At 68.4% G+C, this 20,727-nt stretch carries 18 protein-coding genes; 13 read left to right on the top strand and 5 right to left on the bottom strand.

Annotated features, from left to right (window positions below):
* Window position 1 precedes the first annotated feature (1 nt).
* On the top strand, window positions 2–979 hold the full coding sequence (locus tag A0O31_RS03330) for a TAXI family TRAP transporter solute-binding subunit (protein ID WP_026175075.1): 978 nt from the start codon (window positions 2–4) through the stop codon (window positions 977–979).
* A 78-nt stretch (window positions 980–1,057) separates the two neighbouring features.
* Window positions 1,058–1,444, top strand: a complete 387-nt coding sequence (locus A0O31_RS03335) for a hypothetical protein (protein ID WP_018111483.1) — start codon at window positions 1,058–1,060, stop codon at window positions 1,442–1,444.
* Here the strand turns inward: A0O31_RS03335 and A0O31_RS03340 are convergent.
* Both A0O31_RS03340 and purU read right to left on the bottom strand, forming a co-directional pair.
* Window positions 1,441–2,655 carry a S1C family serine protease gene (locus A0O31_RS03340; RefSeq protein ID WP_018111482.1) on the bottom strand — a complete coding sequence of 405 codons (1,215 nt, stop codon included), beginning with the start codon at window positions 2,653–2,655 and terminating at the stop codon, window positions 1,441–1,443. The genes A0O31_RS03335 and A0O31_RS03340 overlap by 4 nt on opposite strands.
* Window positions 2,656–2,701: 46 nt before the next feature.
* Window positions 2,702–3,559, bottom strand: a complete 858-nt coding sequence (gene purU / locus A0O31_RS03345; protein ID WP_018111481.1) for a formyltetrahydrofolate deformylase — start codon at window positions 3,557–3,559, stop codon at window positions 2,702–2,704.
* Window positions 3,560–3,577: 18 nt separating this feature from the next.
* On the opposite strand from purU, the gene rraA reads away from it, so the two are divergent.
* Window positions 3,578–4,072 (top strand): ribonuclease E activity regulator RraA, encoded by a 495-nt coding sequence (gene rraA / locus A0O31_RS03350; RefSeq protein WP_071676674.1) that lies wholly within the window; start codon window positions 3,578–3,580, stop codon window positions 4,070–4,072.
* Here the strand turns inward: rraA and mutL are convergent.
* On the bottom strand, window positions 3,966–5,600 hold the full coding sequence (gene mutL, locus A0O31_RS03355; RefSeq protein WP_018111479.1) for a DNA mismatch repair endonuclease MutL: 1,635 nt from the start codon (window positions 5,598–5,600) through the stop codon (window positions 3,966–3,968). The two genes, rraA and mutL, sit on opposite strands and share 107 nt — an antisense overlap.
* Before the next feature lie 52 nt (window positions 5,601–5,652).
* Window positions 5,653–8,088, bottom strand: coding sequence for a DNA mismatch repair protein MutS (mutS, locus tag A0O31_RS03360; protein WP_071677909.1), 2,436 nt, complete (start codon window positions 8,086–8,088; stop codon window positions 5,653–5,655).
* 163 nt (window positions 8,089–8,251) lie between these two features.
* Between mutS and A0O31_RS03365 the strand changes: the two genes are divergently transcribed.
* The 3 genes from A0O31_RS03365 (at window position 8,252) to A0O31_RS03375 (ending at window position 10,697) form a co-directional block, all read left to right on the top strand.
* Window positions 8,252–9,475, top strand: coding sequence for a sulfite oxidase (locus tag A0O31_RS03365; protein ID WP_018111477.1), 1,224 nt, complete (start codon window positions 8,252–8,254; stop codon window positions 9,473–9,475).
* Window positions 9,476–9,561: 86 nt separating this feature from the next.
* On the top strand, window positions 9,562–10,257 hold the full coding sequence (locus A0O31_RS03370) for a c-type cytochrome (RefSeq protein ID WP_018111476.1): 696 nt from the start codon (window positions 9,562–9,564) through the stop codon (window positions 10,255–10,257).
* Window positions 10,254–10,697, top strand: a complete 444-nt coding sequence (locus A0O31_RS03375; protein WP_018111475.1) for an MOSC domain-containing protein — start codon at window positions 10,254–10,256, stop codon at window positions 10,695–10,697. Before A0O31_RS03370 ends, A0O31_RS03375 begins: the two co-directional genes overlap by 4 nt.
* A 51-nt stretch (window positions 10,698–10,748) precedes the next feature.
* On the opposite strand, the gene A0O31_RS03380 is transcribed toward A0O31_RS03375, so the two are convergent.
* A complete protein-coding gene (locus A0O31_RS03380) occupies window positions 10,749–12,401 on the bottom strand; it encodes a bifunctional metallophosphatase/5'-nucleotidase (protein WP_018111474.1) in 1,653 nt (550 codons plus the stop codon).
* 194 nt (window positions 12,402–12,595) lie between these two features.
* Between A0O31_RS03380 and A0O31_RS03385 the strand changes: the two genes are divergently transcribed.
* From A0O31_RS03385 to A0O31_RS03415, 7 genes are all read left to right on the top strand, one after another.
* Window positions 12,596–13,936, top strand: a complete 1,341-nt coding sequence (locus A0O31_RS03385) for a glutamine synthetase family protein (RefSeq protein ID WP_018111473.1) — start codon at window positions 12,596–12,598, stop codon at window positions 13,934–13,936.
* 158 nt (window positions 13,937–14,094) lie between these two features.
* On the top strand, window positions 14,095–15,267 hold the full coding sequence (locus A0O31_RS03390) for a branched-chain amino acid ABC transporter substrate-binding protein (RefSeq protein ID WP_026175073.1): 1,173 nt from the start codon (window positions 14,095–14,097) through the stop codon (window positions 15,265–15,267).
* A gap of 65 nt (window positions 15,268–15,332) precedes the next feature.
* A complete protein-coding gene (locus A0O31_RS03395) occupies window positions 15,333–16,301 on the top strand; it encodes a branched-chain amino acid ABC transporter permease (protein WP_018111471.1) in 969 nt (322 codons plus the stop codon).
* Window positions 16,298–17,626, top strand: coding sequence for a branched-chain amino acid ABC transporter permease (locus A0O31_RS03400; protein WP_071676675.1), 1,329 nt, complete (start codon window positions 16,298–16,300; stop codon window positions 17,624–17,626). Before A0O31_RS03395 ends, A0O31_RS03400 begins: the two co-directional genes overlap by 4 nt.
* On the top strand, window positions 17,623–18,402 hold the full coding sequence (locus A0O31_RS03405; RefSeq protein WP_018111469.1) for an ABC transporter ATP-binding protein: 780 nt from the start codon (window positions 17,623–17,625) through the stop codon (window positions 18,400–18,402). The genes A0O31_RS03400 and A0O31_RS03405 overlap by 4 nt, the downstream gene beginning before the upstream one ends.
* Complete coding sequence (locus tag A0O31_RS03410) at window positions 18,399–19,112, top strand: ABC transporter ATP-binding protein (RefSeq protein WP_018111468.1); 714 nt, start codon at window positions 18,399–18,401, stop codon at window positions 19,110–19,112. Before A0O31_RS03405 ends, A0O31_RS03410 begins: the two co-directional genes overlap by 4 nt.
* Before the next feature lie 84 nt (window positions 19,113–19,196).
* Complete coding sequence (locus tag A0O31_RS03415) at window positions 19,197–20,705, top strand: glutathione ABC transporter substrate-binding protein (protein WP_018111467.1); 1,509 nt, start codon at window positions 19,197–19,199, stop codon at window positions 20,703–20,705.
* Window positions 20,706–20,727: the final 22 nt, after the last annotated feature.

A 20,727-nucleotide genomic window follows, 5' to 3' on the forward strand; every position in this document is an offset into this window, starting at 1 on the left:
TATGAGAGGCGTGTTGCTTGCCCTTTTGGCCCTGTTGGGTATGGCTGCGGCCCAGAAGCCCCGGGTGGTCATCGCCACCGGGGGGGTGGGAGGGGTGTACTTCTACTACGGCACCACCCTGGCCGAGGTCTGGAACAAGGCCGGGGTGGCCGAGGCCCAGGCCATCCAGACCGCGGCCTCCATCGACAACCTCCTCCTCCTGGAAACCCGCACCGGCGGCGGGACCTTCTACTGCGGCACCGTGCTCCCCGACTCCGCCTACCTGGCCTTCACCGGGCAACACGAGCGCTTCCGGGAAAGGCCTGCCAAGAGCGCCCGCATCCTCTTCGCCATGTACCCCAACTTCCTGCACATCGTGGCCCGGGAGGGGTCGGGAATCCGGGTGGTGCAGGACCTGAAGGGCAAGCGGGTCTCCACCGGGGCCCCGGGCTCGGGCACCGAGGTGGAGGCCCTCCTGGTGCTCCAGGCGGCGGGGCTTTCCCCCAAGGACTTCGCCAAGCAGGAGCGCCTGGGGGCCCAGGAGAGCGCCAACGCCCTGGCGGAGGGCAACATTGACGCCTTCTTCTGGTCCGGGGGGCTACCCACCGGGGCCATCACCGAGCTCTCCGCCGCCCTGGCCCGGAAGGGGCAACGCATCTACCTGGTGCCCCTGGACCCCAAGAGCACCGTGGTCCAGACCTTCCAGCGGCGCTTCCCCGGCCTGGCCGGGCCCGGGGTAATCCCCAAGGCCACCTACGGGGCCCGCACCGACACCCCCACCCTGGCCTTCTGGAACCTCTTCGTCTGCCCCGAGAGCCTGCCCGCTGAGGCCGCCTACGCCCTCACCAAGGCCACCTTTGAAAACCTGGCCACCCTGCGCCAGGCGGTGGCCGCCGCCCGGGACACCAGCCTGGAAAATGCGGTGCGCTTCGTGGGGGGCACCATCCCCTACCACGAGGGGGCCTTGCGCTACTTCCGCGAGGTGGGGGCGCTCCGCTAGGGCCAGCCGCCCTTGAGCCCAGGACGCGGCAAGCCAGCAGACGGGCCTCCGGCCCAAGGAAGCCCACCCGCCAGGGGGGTGGGTGGGCTCCTCCTGGTCTTGGGGCTTGGCCTCCTCCTCGCCCTGGTGCGGGTGGTGGAGGTGGAGGAAGAAGGGAAGAAGACCTACCTCCTCCTCACCCCCTGGGACAGCGGGCGGGTGGAGTTTATGAACTCGGTAACGGGGAGGCCGGTCCTCCTGGAGTTCCGCCTCGTTCGCGGGTTCCAGGGCTTCAAGGCCTACACCGACCCGGAGACGGAGGCCTACTACACGGGCGGGGAGTACGCCTGGAACCAGGCCCTGGCTCAGGAAAGGCGGCGGGAGCTCCGCTACTGCTCCCAGGTGGGGCTGGCCCTACGGCTGGGCGGCACCTGGTTCCCGGTGGAAGGGGGGTGCCTCAGGGTCCGCCTCCTGTGGCCCCCCTAGCGGAGGACCTGGGGGACCACCTTCAGGGTGAGGGTGCGGCCCTGGCGCCAGACCTCGAGGACCACCGCCTCATTGGGCTTCTTGGCGTAGAGGACCTGGCGTAGCTGGGCGATGGAGGTGAGGGCCACCCCATCCGCCTTGAGGAGCACATCCCCGTCCACCCCCACCTGGAGGGTCTCCCCGCTGGCCAGCTGGACGTAGGCGAAGCGGGTGGGGGGGCGGAGGCCAGCCCGCTCGGCGGGGCTATTTCGCTCCACCTCCTGCACCATGAGGCCGCTTGCGGGCAGGTTGTACTGCTGGCGTAGCCTCTCCGGGTACACGGAGAGGGGGATGAGGGCAACCCCAAGCCGGGGCCGGGAGCGGATGATGGCCTCAGCGGTGAGGGTCTTGCCCGCCCTAAGCTCCGGCAGGTACTGCTTCACCAGGTTGATGGGCAGGGCGAAGCCCACCCCGGCGAACTGGGCCGCCCCCATCTGGCCCGTGGGGGTGAAGATGGCGGTGTTGATGCCGATCACCTCCCCCCGGGAGTTGAGGAGGGGCCCACCGGAGTTGCCAGGGTTGATGGCGGCATCCGTCTGGATCACCTGGGGCACCAGGCCGGAGTCATCCCCGATGGCCCCGGGGTTCTCGCGGATGGCGGAGACAATCCCCTGAGTCACGGTGAACTCCAGGCCAAAGGGGTTACCCATGGCGATGGCCTTCTGCCCCACGCGGATGCGGTCCGAGTCCCCTAGGACCAGAGGCACCAGCTTCTCCCGAGGGGCGTCCACCCGCAGGAGGGCTAGGTCCAGGGGCGGGGCTGCCCCCACCAGGCGGGCGGTGTACTCCTTAGGGTCGTTGTGGAACTTCACCGTGATGCGGCTTGCCCCCTCCACCACGTGGTAGTTGGTGAGGATGTAGCCCTCCTTGTCAATGACGAACCCTGAGCCCGTGCCCTCCTGGGGAGGCAGGAAGGGGGCAAAGAACTCAAACCCCGGGGGAAGCTGCACGTTCTGGGGGCGGGCCACCACCCCTACGTACACCACTCCGTCCCCGTAGCGCTCCACGATTTCCACGGTGTTGCGCTCGTACTCCAGAAGCCCGGCCTCGGCAGGGGCCGCCTGGGAAGCCTGGGGACGCTGGGTCTGCCCGTTCCCAAGCCCCCACCAGAGCACCGCCCCGGCCATGAGGGAGAGCACCAGAAAACCCACGAAAGAACGCCCGAGGTTCATGCGCCACCTCCTGGCCTTACCCTAAGCCCCGGGGGTTAGGGGGCGATTAGACGAAGACCACGGTCTTGTTGCCGTGGACGATCACCCGGTCCTCCAGGTGCCAGCGCACCGCCCGGGCCAGGACCGTGCGTTCCAACTCCTGGCCGATCCGCCGCAGGTCCTCCACGGAGTGGCGGTGGGAGACCCGGGCCACGTCCTGCTCAATGATGGGGCCGGCGTCCAGCTCCTCGGTCACGTAGTGGGCCGTGGCCCCGATGAGCTTCACCCCCCGCTCGTGGGCCTGGCGGTAGGGATTGGCCCCGGCGAAGGCGGGGAGGAAGGAGTGGTGGATGTTGAGGATGCGCATGGGGTAGCGGGCCACGAAGGCCGGGGAGAGGATCTGCATGTAGCGGGCCAGGATCACCACCTCCACCCCCGCGGCCTCGAGGAGGTCAAGGATGCGCTCCTCGGCCTCCTCCTTGCGTCCCGGCTCCACGGGTACGTGGTGGTAGGTCACCCCGAAGCGCTCCACCTCCTCCCGGTGGTGGGGGTGGTTGGAGACCACCAGGCGCAGGTCCATGGGCAACTCTCCCACCCGATAGCGCCAAAGGAGTTCCAGCAGGGCATGGGCCGGCCGGGAGACCAGGATGGCCGCCCGCTTGGGCTCCGAGGCGTAGGCCAGGCGCCAGGCCATGGCGAAGCGCTCGGCCACCACCTCCTGGAAGGCCCGCTCCAGGGCGGGGCGGGAGAGGTCCAGGTGCGGGGTGGTGAAGGCCACCCGCATGAAGAAGGTCCCCCCTTCGGGATCGGTGGAGTGCTGCTGCAAATCCGTGATGTTGGCCCCATGGGCGTAGAGGAAGCCCGAGACCGCGGCCACGATGCCGGGGCGGTCCGGGCAGGTGATGAGGAGCCGCGCCTCGTCCATGGGGGCTACTATATACCCATGGCATGGCGCACCACGGACCTTTCCGATGCCCATCCTGAGGCAGAGGCCCTACCCATGGTCTTCCGGGACTTCGGCGGCAAAACCCACTTTTTCGGCCGGGTCCGGACCCTAAAGGTCTTTGAGGACAACGCCCTGGTGCGAAGGGTGCTGGAGGAGGGAGGCCAGGGCCAGGTCCTCTTCGTGGACGGGGGAGGTTCCCTGCGCACCGCCCTTTTGGGAGGGAACCTGGCCCGGCTGGCCTGGGAGCGGGGCTGGGCGGGCGTGGTGGTCCACGGGGCGGTGCGGGATGCGGTGGAGCTGAAGGAGGTGCCCATCGGCGTCCGCGCCCTGGCCGCCACCCCCAAAAAAAGCGCCAAGGAGGGGAAGGGGGAGGTGGATGTGCCCCTCAGCCTCCTTGGGGTGAGGGTTCTTCCGGGGAGCTTTCTCGTGGCCGATGAGGACGGGATTCTCCTCCTGCCCGGGCCCCCGAGCGGCGGCCAAAGCGGCGGATGAGGTCCTCCTCCCTAAGGGCCAGGAGCACCGGCCGGCCGTGGGGGCAGACCCAAGGGGTCTCGCAGGCCAGGAGGGCGTCCAGAAGGGCCTGGCCCTCGGCCCGGCCCAGGGGGTGACCGGCCTTCAGGGCGGGCAGGCAGCTCAGGCGGGCCAGGAGGTCCTTGAGGCTCCTCCCCTCCCCCCTTAGGGCCTCGCGGAAGACCTCGGGCAGGAGCAGGGGGTAGGGGTGGAGAAAGGGGGGGGCGGCCAGGAGCCGCACCCGCCCCGGGCCGAAGGGCTCGTAGGCGAAGAGGGGGGCTGGGTGCCCCTCCTCTAAGAGGGCTTCCTCCTCGGGGGCGAGCTCCACCAGGACCGGGCGGGGCAGGGGGCGTAGCCCCTCTTCCCCAAGCCTCCGCTGGAACTCCTCAAAGATCACCCGCTCGTGGGCCGCGTGCTGGTCCACCACGTAGAGGGTGTCCCCCGCCTCGGCCAGGAGGTAGCTCTCCCGGAACTGGCCCAGGTAGCGTAGCCGGGGGAGGCCCGAGGGCGTGGGGGGCAGGAGGGGCAGGAGGGGCTTGGGCTCCGGCAGGGCCCGGGCCAGGCTGTGGCGCTGGAAGGTCTCCCGCAGGGCCTCCTCCAGGAAGGCCTCTACCCCTTCCGCCACGGCCACCTCCTCCTTGCGGGCGTCCAGGCGCAGGCGGAAGGCCTCTGGGGGAAGGGTAAGGTTGACCACCCCGAGGGGGAAGTGCCCCTCGGGGAGAAGCTCGCGGTAGGCCCGGCGCAGGGCCCTAAGGAGCCCCTCGGGCCAGGCCACGGGGCGGCCATTCACCGCCAGGAAGAGGAGGTCGGGCCGGGTGCGGGAGGCCTGGGGGCCGGAAAGGAGGCCTAGTAGGTGCATCTCCCCTTGGTGGGCCTCGAGGGGAATAAGCCTCTGGGCCAGGACCCGGCCAAAGGCCAGCCGGGCCGCTTCCTTGAGGCCCGAACCCGGGAAAAGGAGCCGGGCCTCCCCCTCCACGAAGAGGGCCAGGGAGAGGTGGGGGTGGTGGAGGAGGTAGCGCCTGAGGAGCTCCTGCACCCCCCGGGCCTCCCGCGCCGGGTCCCGCCCCTCTCCCCGGAAGAGGCCCAGGACCTCCACCCGGGTGCCCGGGGGGGCTGGCACCTCCTGGAGGGCCACCTCCTCCCTCGAGGCCAGGAGGAGCCCGCCCCCCACCTGCCCCCGGGGGCGGGAGCGGAGGCGCAGGTGGGCCGCCTGCCTAAGGGCATAAAGGGCCTGGCCGCGGAAGCCCAGGGTGGCGATGCGCTCAGGGGTCTCCAGCTTGCTGGTGGCGTAGGGCTCCACGGCCAGGGGAAGCTCGGCCAGGGGGATGCCCGCTCCGTCGTCCTCCACCACCAGCCGCTCCAGGCCCCCACCCCAAAGCTCCACCCGCACCCTCTTGGCCCCCGCGTCCAGGGCGTTTTCCAAAAGCTCCCGCACCGCGTCCTTTACGGAAAGGAGCACCTCCCCCCGGGCCAGAAGGCCCCGGAGGGACTCGGGCAGGGGCCGGATCATGGAGCCCCCACCCGGGCCAGCGGGGAAGCAGGCCCGCGGCGCGGCCAGACCCTCACCCCTTCATGGTACCCAAGGGGGTCCCCAGGACCAAGGCCCTGAGCTCGTGGAGGAGGCGGAGGGCCTCCAGAGGGGTGAGGCGGTCGGGGTCCAAGGCCAGGAGCCTCTGCAAAACCGCCTCCCCCGGCCCCTCTCGCCGGGCGGCCATGGCCCTGAGGAGGTGCTGGGCCCGCTCCACCACCTCCTTGGGCAGGCCGGCCATCCGGGCCACCTCCACCCCGTAGCTCTTGGAGGCAGGGCCCGGCAGGACCTGGTGGTAGAAGGTAAGCCCCCCCTCCTCCTCCTTGGCGGCCACGTGCAGGTTCCTAAGCCGGGGTAGGGGCAAGGCGGTGAGCTCAAAGTAGTGGGTGGCAAAAAGGGCGTAGCAACCCCGCTCGTGCAGGGCCTCAGCCACGGCGGTGGCGATGGCCACCCCATCCAGGCTGGAGGTGCCCCGCCCCACCTCGTCCAGGAGGACCAGGCTCCGCTCCGTGGCCTCCTTGAGGATGAGGGCCACCTCCTCCATCTCCACCATGAAGGTGCTCCGCCCCCCGGCCAGGTCGTCGGAGGCGCCGATGCGGGTGAGGATGCGGTCAAAAAGGGGAAGCTCCGCCTCCTCCGCGGGAACGAAGCTCCCCATCTGGGCCAGCAGGGCGATGAGGGCGGTCTGGCGCAAAAAGGTGCTCTTCCCCGCCATGTTGGGCCCCGTGACCAGGATGAGCTCCCCGGCCATCTCCAGGTCGTTGGGGACGAAGACCGTGCGGCGTTCCACCACCGGGTGGCGCCCGGCGCGGATGCGAAGGCGCTCTCCGAAGCGGGGCCTGGTGTACCCGTGGCGCACGGCCACCTCGGCCAAGGCGGCGAAGACGTCCAGCTCGGCCAGCACCCGGGCCGCCTCCCTGAGGGCCTCGGCCTCCTTCTTGGCCTTCTCCCGCACCTCCAGGAAGACCTCCTCCTCCCGGCGGCGGATCTGGGCCTCGAGGCGGTAGAGCTCCCGTTCCCGCTCCTTGATCTCCGGCAGGGTGTAGCGCTGCCGGTCCTTGAGGGTCTGCACCGCCTTGTACTCCGGGGGGACCCGGTCGTAATAGGGCCGGGTCACCTCCAGGTGGTAGCCGAAGACGGCGTTGTAGCCCACCTTCAGGGTGGGGATGCCGGTGCGCTCCCGCTCCCTTTCCTCCAGGGCCAGGAAGTAGGCCACCCCCTCCCGGTGGGCCTGGCGCAGGGCGTCCAGGTGGGGGTCGTACCCCTCCCGGATGAGCCCCCCCTCGGAGAGCTTCAGGGGGGGGTCGTCCACCAGGGCAGCCCGGAGCTCCGCCAGGAGGAAGGAGAGCTCGGGAAGCCCCACCTCCTCCCCCAGGAGGGCCTTGAGCTCGGGCAGGATCTCCAGGCTGCGGCGCAGGGCAGCCAAATCCCTAGGCCCCGCCCGCCCCAGCTCCAGCCGGGTGGCGAGCCGCTCCAGGTCGGCCAGGCGGAAGAGGAGGCGCCGCACCCCTTCCCGAAGGGTGCCCTCCCGCACGAAGGCCTCCACCCGGTCAAGCCGGGCCTCCAGGGGCCCCCGGTCCAGGAGGGGATGGCGGAGCCAGGCCTGCAGGAGCCTGCGGCCCGGGGCGGTGCGGGTCTCGTCCAGGACGCCGAAGAGGGTGTCCTGCCCCCGCAGGGGTTCAAAGACCTCCAAAGCCCGCAGGGTGGCCTCGGGCAGGCGCATGAAGGCCCCGGGGTCGTAGAAGCGGAAAGGCCTGGGGACAAAACTTCCCCCCTGCGTCCGGGCGGCATAGCGGAGAAGCGCCCCCTGGGCCCGGCGCAAGGCCAGGGGGCCTTCCCCTTCCGGGTCAAAGGGGGCCTCGGAGAGCATCACCGGGAAGCGCTTGCGGAACTCCTCCAGGAAGGCCTCGTTCTCCCGCAGCTCGGGGGCCAGGAGGACCTCGGCGGGCCGGTGGCGGAAAAGCTCGTCGTAAAGAGCACTCTTGCTCTGCAAGAGCGTTCCCTTGAACTCCCCGGTGGACACATCCAGGAAGGCCACGCCAAAGCCGTCCCCCGTGGCCACCGCCGCCAGGTAGTTGGCCTCCTTGGGGAGAAGGGTCTCCTGGACCAGGGTGCCCGGGGTGAGGAGCTGGGTCACCTCCCGGCGCACCAGGCCCTCGGCCTCCTCCGCCGGCTCCACCTGGTCGGCCACCGCCAGGCGGAAGCCCATCTTGAGGAGGCGCTCCGCGTAGCCGTCAAAGGCCCGGATGGGGATGCCCGCCATGGGGGTGGTGAAGTCCTTGCTGGACTTGTGGGTGAGGGCCAGGCCCAGGGCGCGGGCCAGGCGCTCGGCGTCCTCGCCAAAGCACTCGTAGAAGTCCCCCACCTGGAAGAGGAGGAGGTACTCGGGGTAGCGGTCCCGGAGCTCCACGTACTGCTGCAGGAGGGGAGGGAGGGGACCCGGGCCTTCGCCCTTGAGCATGTCCTCCATGATACGCCTCCCCATACCCCCCTGTAGACTCCTTGACCTTTCCCTTAGCTATGGGCTTCAGGAGGGCAAACCCTCACTTGACAGGGGTAAGGTGTGCCGCCTAGATTGGGGGCAACCGGAAAGCGGGGACAAAAGTCCCCCCGGCTCGCACGGGAGGCAAGGTATGGAAAAGGTGAACCGGCGCACCACCTTGAAGCTCATGGGCCTGGGCGCGGCGGTGCTGGCCGCGGGGGGACGAGGGCTGGCCCAGCAGGCCCCCACGGCGGACCAGCTGGTAAAGGGCAAAAACGCCAAGCTGATCGTGCTCTCCCAACGCCCCATCGTCCTGGAGACCCCCTACGACCTCCTGGCCGCCAACCCCGAGCGCACCCCCAAAGAGCTCCTCTACATCCGCAACAACGTGGACCTGCCCGGGTACAACACCGTGGAGGGGGCGAACCTGGAGGGCTGGAAGATCCAGGTGGGGGGCCTGGTGGACAAGCCCTTTACCTTTGAGGCCAAGGAGCTCCTGACCCTCCCCCAGCACGAGGTCACCATGGTCCTGCAGTGCTCGGGGAACGGGCGCACCCTCTACCAGCCCCGCCCTTCGGGCAACCCCTGGAAGCGGGGTGGGGTGGGCAACGTCACCTTCCGCGGCGTGCGCCTCAAGGACCTCCTGGCCGCCAAGGGGGTGAAGCTGGGGGAGAAGGCCTTGCACATCACCGCCCACGCCAGCCGCCAGGGGAACGCCCCCGAGTTCGTGCGCTCCGTGCCCATCCACGCCCTGGAAAACGCCCTGCTAGCCCTCTCCATGAACGGGGAGCCCCTGCCCGCGGTGCACGGGGGGCCGGTGCGGCTGGTCTTCCCCGGGTACTTCGGGGTGAACAACGTGAAGTGGGTGGAGAAGATTGAGTTCACCGAGGGGGAGAACACCACCGCCGAGCAGATGCCCCGCTACCGGGTGCCCACCATCCCCAACACCAGCCTCCCCTTCCTCCCCCAGGAGCCGGGCAAGACCTACCCCTACAACTTCGCCAACTCCCGCTCCAACTGGCTGGTAACCCTCAACAGCTTCATCTTCGCCCCCCTCGAGGGCCAGACCGTCCGGGGCCCCTACGTGCGGGTGGAGGGGGTGGCCTTCAACGACGGCATCGCCCCCATCGTGAGCGTGGAGGTGTCCACCAACGGCGGCCGCACCTGGCACCAGGCCGAACTGGAGCGCAAGGAGAAGACCTTCGGCTGGGTGCGCTGGCGGGCCACGGTCTACCTGCGGCCCGGGGCCCACGAGGTCATGGCCCGGGCCTGGGACGCCTTGGGCCGTAGCCAGCCCCTGGACGGCAACATCGCCTGGAACGAGCGGGGCTACGAGTACAGCGGCGTGATGCGGGTGAACTTCACCGTGGCCTGAGGCTTGCGGTTGCCCCCGGGGGTTTCCCCGGGGGCTTTGTGGGCCGCCCCATGGCGGCCCCAAGAAGAGGGAGGTAGTCTTTACCCATGAGGAAAACCCTGGTTCTTTTGGGCGCCTTGGCCCTGGGGCTTGGCGGGTACTGGGCCTTGAGCCAGTACACCCTCCCCGAGGGCCCGGGCAAGGAGCTGGTCCTGGCCAAGTGCCAGGCCTGCCACGACATCGGCTTCGTGGCCCGGGAGCGGCTCTCCCGGGAGCGCTGGGACGCCATCATGACCGAGATGGTCTCCCGCGGCCTCCAGGTCACCCCCGAGGAACGGGGGGCCATCCTGGACTACCTGGCCCTCTACCTGGGCACCCAGCCGCCGCCCGCCCCGGCCCCGGTGGCGGCCGCCCCCGCCTCCAAGACGGGGGCCCAGGTCTACGCCAACTGCCTGGGCTGCCACGGCCCCCAGGGCGAGGGCAACCCCCCCATCTTCCCGCCCTTGAAGGGCCACACGGAAAAGCTCCTAAAGGCCCAGGGAGGCCGGGACTACCTCCTCCTGGCCGTGCTCTATGGGGTCCAGGGAACCCTGAAGATTGAGGGGCAGGAGTATAGCGGCATCATGCCGGGGTTTGCCTGGCTCTCCGACGAGGACCTGGCCCTGGTGCTGAACCACCTGGCCGCCTGGGGCGCCCCCCAGGGCTTCAAGGCCTACGCCCCCGAGGAGGTCAAGGCCGCCCGGGCCAAACCCCTCACCCCCGAGGAGGTCCTCAAGCTCCGCCAGGGGCTCAAGCTGCCATGACGGGCCGGGTGGTCTCCCTGCACCTGGGCACCACCCCGGGGCTTCCCAAGCCCCCGGTGGAGGCCCTGGAGCTGGTGGCCGGGTTTGGCGCCAGGGGGGACCGGCACGCGGGCAAGGACCCCGACCGGGCGGTTTTGGTGGCGGGGCTTTCCGCCTACGAGAAGGCCCTTGGCGCCGGGATTACCCTGCCCTATGGCGCCCTGGGGGAAAACCTCCTCCTGGACCTGGACCCCCACGGGCTACCCCCAAAGGCCCGGCTCCAGGTGGGGGAGGCCCTTCTGGAGCTGGCCCAGGTCTGCACCGTGTGCCAGAGCCTCTCCCAGTTTGACCTCCGCCTGCCCAAGCTCCTCTTTGGCGGCCGTGGGCTCTATGCCCGGGTGCTGGTGGGGGGCTTGGTGCGGGTGGGAGACCCGGTGCAGGTTCTGACCCCTGCAGGATAAGGGGACGGAAAGACCCCCCGGGGCTGGCCCCGGGGGGTCTGGCCTTGGGGCCTAAGCCCCCACCAGGCCCCCGTAGGCCCAGTAAGCGGGCTTTTCCCCACGGGGCTCGTTCAGCACCTCAATCCGCCCCTCCAGCCCTGCCTCCACCACCCTGAGCTCCCGGAGGTAGTCCATGAAGCTTTCGGCGTCGCTGAAGCCGGTGTCCACCCTATAGCCCTGGGCCTCCTTGAGCACGGTGAAGCCATCGCCCCCGGCGGCGATGAAGTTGTTGACCACCACCCGGTAGGTGGCCTCGAGGTCCAGGGGACGGAAGCCCTGGGGCGTCTTCACCTCCACCCGCACCACCCGGTCCCCCGCCGGCCGGGAAAGGTCAAAGGCGTAGCGCAGGCCGGCCACCTGGAGGAAGCGGCCCGCGGTCTGCTCCCACTGGGAGACCCCGTTCTCCAGGGCGGCCTTGATCTCCTTACCCTTCAGGTCCATGACCACCAGGGTGTTGCCGAAAGGCAGGACCTCGTAGACCTTACCCACGGTGATGGGCCCCTTGGGGATGGAGGCGCGGATGCCCCCGCCGTTTTGCAGGGCAATCTGCACCCCGGCGTTTTTGGTCTTCCAGAGCATGCCGTCGGCGATCAGGTTGCCCAGGTTGCTCTCCCGCCGCCGCACGATGGCCCGCTCGCCCACCAGGTCCACCCGGGCCTCGGCGATCACCTGGCCCATGAGGGCCATCACCGGCTGGGCGTAGGCCATGAGGGCCTCCTTGGCGAAGAAGTCCTCGGGGGCCACCTGGGGGATCATGAGGAAGGGCTCCCCCTTGTAGGCCACCACCTCCCCCTTGGGGCCGAAGGTGACCTCGAGGACCCCCACCACCTTGCCCCACTCCCAGGCCTGCACCACCAGGACGTCCTTGCCCTCGGGGTTCTTCACCACCGTGGGGTAGGGACCCGCCGGGGTGAGCTCCCGGTGGGGGAAGCTTCCCAGGAGGGTGTGGGAGTGGCCGCCCACGATCACCTGGGCCCCCACCAGCCGCCGGGCCAGCTTCAGGTCCTCCCCGTAGCCCAGGTGGGAGAGGACCACGATCTTGTTCACCCCCTGCTTAAGCAGCTCAAAGACCGCCTTCTGGGCGCTTTCGTAGGGGTCCAGGAAGTCCACCGTGGGCCCGGGGTTGGCAATCTCCCGGGTGTCCGGGGTGGTGAGGCCGATCACCCCCACCTTCTCCCCCCCCACGCTCAGGACGGCATAGGGGGCGATCAGCCCCTTGAGCCTTGGCTCCCGCTCCACCCCCACGTTGGCGGAGACCACCTTGAACTTGGTCCCCCGCAAAAACTCGGCCAGGGGGCCAGGGCCCAGGTCAAACTCGTGGTTGCCCAGGGCCATCACCCGGTAGAGCATGCGGTGCATGAAGTAGCGGTCGGCCAGCCCCCGGTACTGGTTGAAGTACAGGGTGCCCTGGAAGACGTCCCCCGCGTCCAGGAGGAGGAGGTTGCGCCGCTGGGCCCGGAGGCGGTCCAGGAAGGCCACCCGCTGGGCCACACCCCCCACCTTGACCCGCTGCCCGGAGAGGGTGAGCTCCATGGGCTCCAGGTGAGCGTGGGTGTCGTTGGTGTGCACCAGGGTCAGGGTGAAGGCCCCCTGGGCCCGCCCCAGGCCAAGCCCCAAAGCCCCCAGGGCCGCTCCCGCTTTCAATAGGTTGCGCCGTTTTACCATAAGCCCCTCCACCGACCAGTCTATTCGCCCCTGGGTCAGGAAAGGGTCAAGAGGGACCCGGCCGGGCGTCCGGGATTTTTGGCACGCCCGTTCAGCAAAGACTTGACATCATGCAGATTTATGCCGTACACTCTGCACAACCTGCCCGGGTTGTTGGCGAAAAACCCTGGGCAAGGCGGCAAAGGAGGCGGAAGATGGGGTACACCAAGGCAGAGATCCTCAAGGCGCTGAAAGAGGAAAAGGTCACTTTCCTGCGGTTGCAGATCACCGACATCCTCGGGGTGGTGAAGAACGTGGAGGTGCCGGCCTCCCAGTTTGAGAAGGCCCTGGACGGGGAGATCATGTTTGACGGCTCCTCCATTGAGGGCTTCACCCGCATTGAGGAGTCGGACATGCTCCTCAAGCCCGACTACAACACCTTCGTCATCCTGCCCGACCTGGTGGAGGACCCCACGCGGGGGCGGGTGGCCCGGCTCATCTGCGACGTCACCTACCCCGATGGCCGTCCCTTTGAGGGGGACCCCCGGTACGTGCTGAAGCGCCAGGTGGAGCGCCTGCAGAAGCTGGGGTTTGACAACATGTACGCCGGCCCCGAGCCCGAGTTCTTCCTCTTCCTGCGCACCCCCGAGGGCCTGCCCACGGTGGAGACCCACGACAAGGCGGGCTACTTTGACCTGGCCCCGGTGGACAAGGGGGAGGAGGCCCGGCGGGACATGGTGAACGCCCTGGTGGCCATGGGCTTTGAGATTGAGGCCTCCCACCACGAGGTGGCCCCCGGGCAGCACGAGATTGACTTCAAGTACGCCGATGCCCTCACCACCGCGGACAACATCGCCACCTTCAAGTGGGTGGTGAAGCGGGTGGCCCTGAACCATGGCCTCCACGCCACCTTCCTGCCCAAGCCCATCCGCGGCATCAACGGCAGCGGCATGCACACCCACCTCTCCCTCTTCAAGGACGGGCAGAACGCCTTCTTTGACCCCAACGCCGAGTACCAGCTCTCCAAGACCGCCCTCCACTTCATCGCCGGGCTCCTGGAGCATGCCGAGGGCATGGTGGCCATCACCAACCCCCTGGTGAACTCCTACAAGCGCCTCACCCCGGGGTACGAGGCCCCCACCAACATCGCCTGGTCCGCCTCCAACCGCTCCGCCATGATCCGCATCCCCGCCCGCCGGGGGGTGGGCACCCGGGCGGAGCTCAGGATGCCCGACCCCTCCTCCAACCCCTACCTGGCCCTGGCGGTCATGGCCGCCGCCGCCATTGACGGCATTGAGCGGAAGCTCCTGCCGCCCCCGCCCATCCAGCGCAACATCTACCAGATGAGCGTGCGCGACCGCCGCAAGCACAAGATCCGCGAGCTCCCCGGTACCCTGCGGGAGGCCCTCGAGGCCCTGAGGAAGGACCCTGTGATCCGCGAAGCCCTGGGGGAGCATGTCTACACCCACTTCCTCCAGGCCAAGCAGATGGAGTGGGACGACTACCGGGTCACGGTCCACCAGTGGGAGCTGGACCAGTACCTGGCCACGTACTAGACCCCTTGCCCCCCACCCGGCCCCCGTACCGGGTGGGGGTTTCTGCATGCCTGACCCGTGGGTCAGGCATAAACTTTCCGTGGGGGCATTGACAAAGCCCGCTACCCCCCCGTAGAATAGGGCCGCAACGCGAACGCGTGCCTTTCAAGGAGGTGCCTATGAGGAAAATCGGGCTTCTGGTAGCAGGTGTAGCCGCCTTGGGCATGGCGTTGGGCCAGGCCAACGTCATCAAGATCGCCACCCAGTCCCCCCTCTCTGGCCCCCAGGCCGCCCTGGGGGAGCAGATCAAGCTGGGGGCGGAGCTGGCGGTGGAGGAGGCCAAGGCCAAGTTCAAGGCCCTGGGCTTTGACCTGGTCCTGGTACCCTACGACGACCAGGCCAACCCCGACGTGGGCGTGGCCAATGCCAACCGCATCATCAACGACCCCGACATCCTGGGCGTGGTGGGCCACCTGAACTCCGGCGTGGCCATCCCCTCCAGCGAGGTCTACGCCCGGGTGGGCCTGGTCATGGTCTCCCCGGCCAACACCAACCCCCGGGTCACCGACCGCCGGCTTCCCAACGTGAACCGCATCTGCGGGCGGGATGACGTGCAGGGGCCGGTGGGGGCGGAGTACGCCTTCAACAACCTGAAGGTGAAGAACGTCTTCGTCATCCACGACAAGACCGCCTACGGCCAGGGGCTGGCCGAGGAGTTCAGGAAGCGCCTCGAGGCCCTGGGCGGCAAAGCGGTGGCCTTCGTGGGCACTGAGGAGCAGTCCAATTTCGTGCCCATCATCAACCAGATCCGCGGCGCCCGTCCCACCCCTGAGCTCATCTACTTCGGGGGCATCTACAGCCAGATTGGGCCCTTCCTGAAGCAGCTCCGGGAGCGGGGCCTCAAGACCCGGCTCATGGGCGGCGACGGCCTGGACTCCAGCGAGTTCCTGCGCCTGGCGGGTGCGCAAAACGCTGCCGGCACCTACTACACCACCGTGGCCGGCCCCGTCTCCGCCTTCCCCAAGGCCAAGGCGGTGGCGGAGCGCTTCAAGCAGAAGTTCGGCAAGGACATGGAGGGCTTCGGCATCTACGCCTACGACTCCGCCAACGTGATCCTCACCGCCCTCGAGGCCGCCATCAAGGCCGCCGGGGGCAAGAAGCCCACCCGGGAGCAGGTGGCCCAGGAGGTGCGCAAGGTCAAGATGGAGGGCCTCACCGGGGCCATTGAGTTTGACGACAAGGGCGACAACAAGAAGGCCAAGTACTTCGTCATGCAGGTGGCCAGCACCGGCAACTGGGCCGACAACAAGCTGATCCGCACCATTGAGATGGCGGCCCCCGGCGCCAGGTAAACTCTGCCCAAGCCTCAAGGGGGTGGCCTCGAGGCCACCCCCTTGGCCCGGAGAAAGGAGGCGTTTTGCTAGAACAGATTCTGGCTCTACTCCCCCAGGTCATCTTTGACGGCTTTGTGCTGGGGTTCGTCTACGCCATGGTGGCTCTGGGATACACCATGGTGTACGGCGTACTGGAGCTCATAAACTTTGCCCACTCCGAGATCTTCATGATCGGAGCCGTGGTGGGGGTGGAGGTCTTCCGCTACCTGGCCCCCCACGTGGGGAATGGCTTCCTCCTGCTCCTTTTGGCCCTCCTCCTGGGCGGGGCCATCGCCGGGCTCACCGCCATCCTGGTGGAGCGTTTCGCCTACCGCCCCCTGCGCAAGCGGGGCACCACCAACCGCCTGGTGCCCCTCATCACCGCCATCGGGGTCTCCTTCATCCTGCAGGACCTGGTGCGGCTCATTGAGGGGCTCTGGCACAACGAGTTCTTCCTGCGCATGCGCACGGTGGAGGACCTGGAGGGCTCGGTGAGCCTCTTCGGGGGGGCCATCTTCGCCCAGACCAAATCCTTCGTCCTCATGGGGGTCTCCATCCTCATGCTCCTGGGCCTCACCTACCTGGTGAACCGCACCAAGCTGGGGGTGGCCATCCGCGCCGTGGCCCAGGACCTCTCCACTGCCAGCCTCATGGGCATTGACCCCGACCGCATCATCTCCCGCACCTTCCTCATCGGGGGCTCCTTGGGCGGGGTGGCGGGGGTGCTCTTTGCCCTGCAGTACACCACCATCACCCCCTACGTGGGCTTCCTGCCCGGCCTCAAGGCCTTCACCGCCGCGGTCCTGGGGGGCATCGGCAACATTCCCGGGGCCATGCTGGGCGGGCTGGTGCTGGGCCAGCTGGAAAACTTCTTCGGCACCTACCTGCCCATCCTCACAAACGGCAACTTCGGCACCGAGTACAAGGACGTGGTGGCCTTCCTCATCCTGATCCTCATCCTCCTCCTGCGGCCCCAAGGCCTCCTGGGACAGGTGGTCAAGGAGAAGGTATGAGCGCCCTTTCCCTCCTCCTCAGCCTGGCCTACCTGGGCCTGGCCTTCCTGGCCCCTGGGGCCCTAGCCAACCTGTTCGGCCTGGGGGCCCTGGCGGCGGCGGCCTTTTTGCGCCTCTCCCCCAACCTCAGGACCCTGAACCTGGCCCTCCTCACCCTGGCCTTCACCGTGGGCCTGGTGCGCTCAGGGAACACCCTGGGCCTCATCGGCCTGGTGGGCATCCTGGTGGCCCTCACCACCCTGCCCCGGGTCCCCACCTGGATCCGAGCGGCCCTGGGCCTGGCCATCCTCCTCATCAGCGTGCCCCTGGCGGGCTTCGCCAACACCTTCGTCTTTGAGCTGGGCATCCAGATCGGCATCTACGCGGCCATGGCCCTGGGGCTCAACGTGGTGGTGGGCATGGCGGGGCTTCTGGACCTGGGCTATGCCGCCTTCTTCGCCGTGGGGGCCTACACCTGGGCCATCTTCGGCTCCGAGCAGGCAAGAAACTTCCTGGCGGGGAACTTCCCTTTGCCCGGGGAGTACATGTACCTCTTCATGCTCATCGCCATCGTCACCACCGCCCTCACCGGCCTCCTCATCGGCCTGCCCGCCCTAAGGCTCCGGGGGGACTACCTGGCCATCGTCACCCTGGGCCTGGGGGAGGTGGTGCGCATCCTGGCCAACAACCTGGACCACCCCATCAACTTCACCAACGGCCCCCAGGGCATCACCCCCATCCAGCGCCCGCCCATTGACTGGTTCCGCGAGCTGATGGCCGCCATGGGGGTGCGCCTGGACCAGACCACGGACTACCAGCTCTTCTTCTACCTCCTGGTCCTCCTCATGATCGGTCTGGTGGTGCTGGTGAACGTGAACCTGGCCAACTCCCGCTTCGGCCGGGCCTGGGTGGCCATCCGCGAGGACGAGATCGCCGCCCGTTCCATGGGCATCCCCCTCCTGCCCACCAAGCTCCTGGCCTTCATGACCGGGGCGGCCTTTTCCGGGGTCATGGGGGTGATCTTCGCCGCCCAGCGCACCTTCGTCTCCCCCGAGTCCTTCACCCTTTTGGCCTCCATCACCATCCTGGGCATGGTGATCCTGGGCGGGATGGGGTCCATCCCCGGGGCCATCCTGGGGGCGGCCGCCCTCACCATCCTCAACCTGGACGTGCTCAAGACCTTCAGCGAGTTCGTGCGCACCAGCCTGCCCCAGATCCCGAGCCAGGTGGACCCCGCCAAGTACGAGCGCCTGGTCTTCGGCCTTATCCTGGTGCTGATGATGATCTTCCGCCCGGAGGGGCTCATCCCCGAGAAGCGGCACAAGGCGGAGATGGAGGAAGCATGAAGGCCCTCGAGGTCGCCCACGCCACCAAACGCTTCGGCGGCCTGGTGGCCGTCAACGACGTGAGCCTCACCGTGAACCAGGGGGAGATCTTCTCCGTCATCGGCCCCAACGGGGCGGGCAAGACCACCTTCTTCAACCTCCTCACCGGCATCTACGCCCCCGACGAGGGGAAGATTCTCCTCTTCGGCAAGGACATCACCGGCTTCCCCCCCGACCGGGTGGCCAAGGAAGGGGTGGGGCGCACCTTCCAGAACATCCGCCTCTTCGGGGCCATGACCGTGCTGGAAAACCTCCTGGTGGGCATGCACATCCACATCCGCGTGCCCTACTTCCACGCGGTCTTCCGCACCCCCCTGGCGCGGCGGGAGGAGAAGCGGGCCGAAGAGGAGGCCAAGCGCCTCCTGGAATACGTGGGTCTCCTCCACCGCAAGGACGAGCTGGCCAAAAACCTCCCCTACGGGGAACAGCGCAAGCTGGAGATCGCCCGGGCCCTGGCCCTAAAGCCCCGGCTTCTCCTCCTGGACGAGCCCGCCGCCGGCATGAACCCCAAGGAGACCGAGGAGCTCCAGCACTTCATCGGGCGGCTACGGGAGGAGCTTGGCATCACCATCGTGCTCATTGAGCACGACATGCGCCTGGTGATGCGCATCTCCGACCGCATCGCCGTCTTGGAGTACGGCTCCAAGATCGCCGAGGGCACCCCGGAGGAGGTGCGGCAGAACCCCCGGGTCATCGAGGCCTACCTGGGCAAGGGGGCGGCAGGAGGTGCGGCATGAGCCTCCTGGAACTCCGGGGCGTCCACACCTACTACGGCCACATCCACGCCCTGAAGGGGGTCTCCCTGAAGGTGGAGGAAGGGGAGATCGTCACCCTGATTGGCTCCAACGGGGCGGGCAAGAGCACCACCTTGCGCACCATCAGCGGCCTGGTGAAGCCGCGGCAGGGGGAGGTGCTCTTCCAGGGCCGGCCCATCCACCGCCTCCCTGCCCACCAGATCGTGGCCCTGGGGGTGGGGCACGTGCCCGAGGGGCGGCGGATCTTCCCCCGGCTCACCGTGGAGGAGAACCTGGAGATCGGGGCCTACCTGGAGACGGACCGCAAGGTGGTTCAGGAGCGGAAGGACCAGGTCTTCGCCCTCTTCCCCCGGCTCTACGAGCGGCGGGGCCAGAAGGGAGGCACCCTCTCCGGCGGGGAGCAACAGATGCTGGCCATCGGCCGGGCCCTCATGCAAAACCCCCGGATCCTCCTCATGGACGAGCCTTCCATGGGCCTGGCCCCGGTGCTGGTGGACTTCATCTTTGAAACCATCCAGAAGCTGAACCAGGAGGGCAAGACCATCCTCTTGGTGGAGCAAAACGCCCGGCTGGCCCTGCAGATCGCCCACCGGGGCTACGTGCTGGCCACGGGGGAGATCACCCTCTTTGGGCCTGCCCGGGAGCTGGCGCAAAACCCCGAGGTGCAGAAGGCCTACCTGGGGGAAGGCTGAGCCCATACCCCGGCTTGCGCCCCCGGAAGGGGGCGCATTATACTTGGCCTGAATTACAAGGGTGGTCCCCAGAAAGGAGCGAGTATGAGAAAGCTGTTCCTGGCCCTCGGTTTACTGGCCCTGGCGGGTGCCTGGGCCCAGCAACGCCTGGTGGTGGCCCAAGGCACCGACCCCATCACCCTGGACGCCCCCCTGGCCCAGGACTCCCCTTCGGCCACAGTGGTAACCCACATCAGCGAAACCCTCTTTGAACTCACCCCCGAGGGGCGGATCGTCCCCCTCCTGGCCGAGGGGCATAGCTTTTCCGACGGGGGCAAGACCCTCACCATCCGCCTCAAGCGGGGCATCACCTTCCACGACGGCACCCCCTTCAACGCCGAGGCGGTGAAGTTCAACCTGGAGCGCTTCGTCTCCCGGGAGCTGGCCAGCCCCTTCGCCTTCCTGCTCTCCGAGCTGGAGCGGGTGGAGGTGGTGGACAGCCACACGGTGCGGCTACGCCTCAAGAACCCCTTTGCCCCGGTGCTGGCCCACCTGACCCACAGCTCCACTGCCATGCAGAGCCCCACGGCCATCCAGCGCTTCGGGGCCCAGTACCGGGACAACCCCGTGGGCACCGGTCCCTACCGCTTCCAGGCCTGGCAGAAAGGGCAGTTCGTGGACCTGGTGCGCAATGAGAACTACTGGGGCGAAAAACCCGCCATCCCCCAGGTGCGCTTCATCCCCGTACCCGAGGGGACCACGCGGGTGGCCCTGGTGGAGACGGGACAGGCCCACGTGGCGGTGCGCATCCCGCCCCAGGACATCCCCCGGCTCCAGGCCAACCGGGCCATTGAGGTGGTGCGCACCCCCAGCCTGCGCACCATCTACATCTACTTCAACACCCAGCGCCCCCCCTTCAACGACGTGCGGGTGCGGCAGGCCCTGAACCACGCGGTGAACCGGGAGGAGATCCTGCAGTTCGTCCTGGGAGGGATTGGCCGTATCTCCGATGCCCCCATCGCCCCCAGCATCTTTGGCTATGCCAGCATCGGCCGCTACGAGTACAACCCCCAGCGGGCCCAGGAGCTGTTGCGCCAGGCAGGGGTGAGCACCCCCCTGCGCATCACCCTGCACTGCCCCACGGGCCGCTACTTCCAGGACATCCAGGTGTGTGAGGCCATCCAGGGCCAGCTGCGGCGGGTAGGGGTGGAGGCCACCATCCAGACCATGGAATGGGGGGCCTACCTGCAGGAGACCCAGCGGCCCCTGAAGGAAAACCGGATCCAGATGGCCATGCTGGGCTGGGGCACGGTGACGGGGGATGCGGACTACGGCCTCTACCCCCTCTTCCACTCCAGCCAGTGGGCCCCGGGCTTTAACCGGGCCTTCTACAAGAACGCCGAGGTGGACAAGCTGCTGGCCCAGGCCCGCATCTCCACCCTGCCCCAGGGCAGACAGCAGCTCTACCGCGAGGCCATGACCCGCATCTTCCGGGATGCCCCTTGGCTCTTCCTCCACTCCGAGGTGCAGGTGACCGCCATCCGCCAGGAGGTCCAGGGCTTCATCGTCCACCCCACGGAGCGCTACCTGGCCTACAAGGCCCGCTTCCGCTAGGAGGCCCCATTGCCCCTACCCC

The organism is Thermus brockianus (assembly GCF_001880325.1).
In the GTDB taxonomy this organism is placed as follows: domain Bacteria; phylum Deinococcota; class Deinococci; order Deinococcales; family Thermaceae; genus Thermus; species Thermus brockianus.

Coding starts and splice junctions, on each gene's coding strand:
- A0O31_RS03330 (WP_026175075.1), top strand. CDS start 2: ATGAGAGGCGTGTTGCTTGCCCTTTTGGCCCTGTTGGGTATGGCTGCG.
- A0O31_RS03340 (WP_018111482.1), bottom strand. CDS start 2,655: ATGAACCTCGGGCGTTCTTTCGTGGGTTTTCTGGTGCTCTCCCTCATG.
- purU (WP_018111481.1), bottom strand. CDS start 3,559: ATGGACGAGGCGCGGCTCCTCATCACCTGCCCGGACCGCCCCGGCATC.
- rraA (WP_071676674.1), top strand. CDS start 3,578: ATGGCATGGCGCACCACGGACCTTTCCGATGCCCATCCTGAGGCAGAG.
- mutL (WP_018111479.1), bottom strand. CDS start 5,600: ATGATCCGGCCCCTGCCCGAGTCCCTCCGGGGCCTTCTGGCCCGGGGG.
- mutS (WP_071677909.1), bottom strand. CDS start 8,088: ATGGAGGACATGCTCAAGGGCGAAGGCCCGGGTCCCCTCCCTCCCCTC.
- A0O31_RS03365 (WP_018111477.1), top strand. CDS start 8,252: ATGGAAAAGGTGAACCGGCGCACCACCTTGAAGCTCATGGGCCTGGGC.
- A0O31_RS03370 (WP_018111476.1), top strand. CDS start 9,562: ATGAGGAAAACCCTGGTTCTTTTGGGCGCCTTGGCCCTGGGGCTTGGC.
- A0O31_RS03375 (WP_018111475.1), top strand. CDS start 10,254: ATGACGGGCCGGGTGGTCTCCCTGCACCTGGGCACCACCCCGGGGCTT.
- A0O31_RS03380 (WP_018111474.1), bottom strand. CDS start 12,401: ATGGTAAAACGGCGCAACCTATTGAAAGCGGGAGCGGCCCTGGGGGCT.
- A0O31_RS03385 (WP_018111473.1), top strand. CDS start 12,596: ATGGGGTACACCAAGGCAGAGATCCTCAAGGCGCTGAAAGAGGAAAAG.
- A0O31_RS03390 (WP_026175073.1), top strand. CDS start 14,095: ATGAGGAAAATCGGGCTTCTGGTAGCAGGTGTAGCCGCCTTGGGCATG.
- A0O31_RS03400 (WP_071676675.1), top strand. CDS start 16,298: ATGAGCGCCCTTTCCCTCCTCCTCAGCCTGGCCTACCTGGGCCTGGCC.
- A0O31_RS03405 (WP_018111469.1), top strand. CDS start 17,623: ATGAAGGCCCTCGAGGTCGCCCACGCCACCAAACGCTTCGGCGGCCTG.
- A0O31_RS03410 (WP_018111468.1), top strand. CDS start 18,399: ATGAGCCTCCTGGAACTCCGGGGCGTCCACACCTACTACGGCCACATC.
- A0O31_RS03415 (WP_018111467.1), top strand. CDS start 19,197: ATGAGAAAGCTGTTCCTGGCCCTCGGTTTACTGGCCCTGGCGGGTGCC.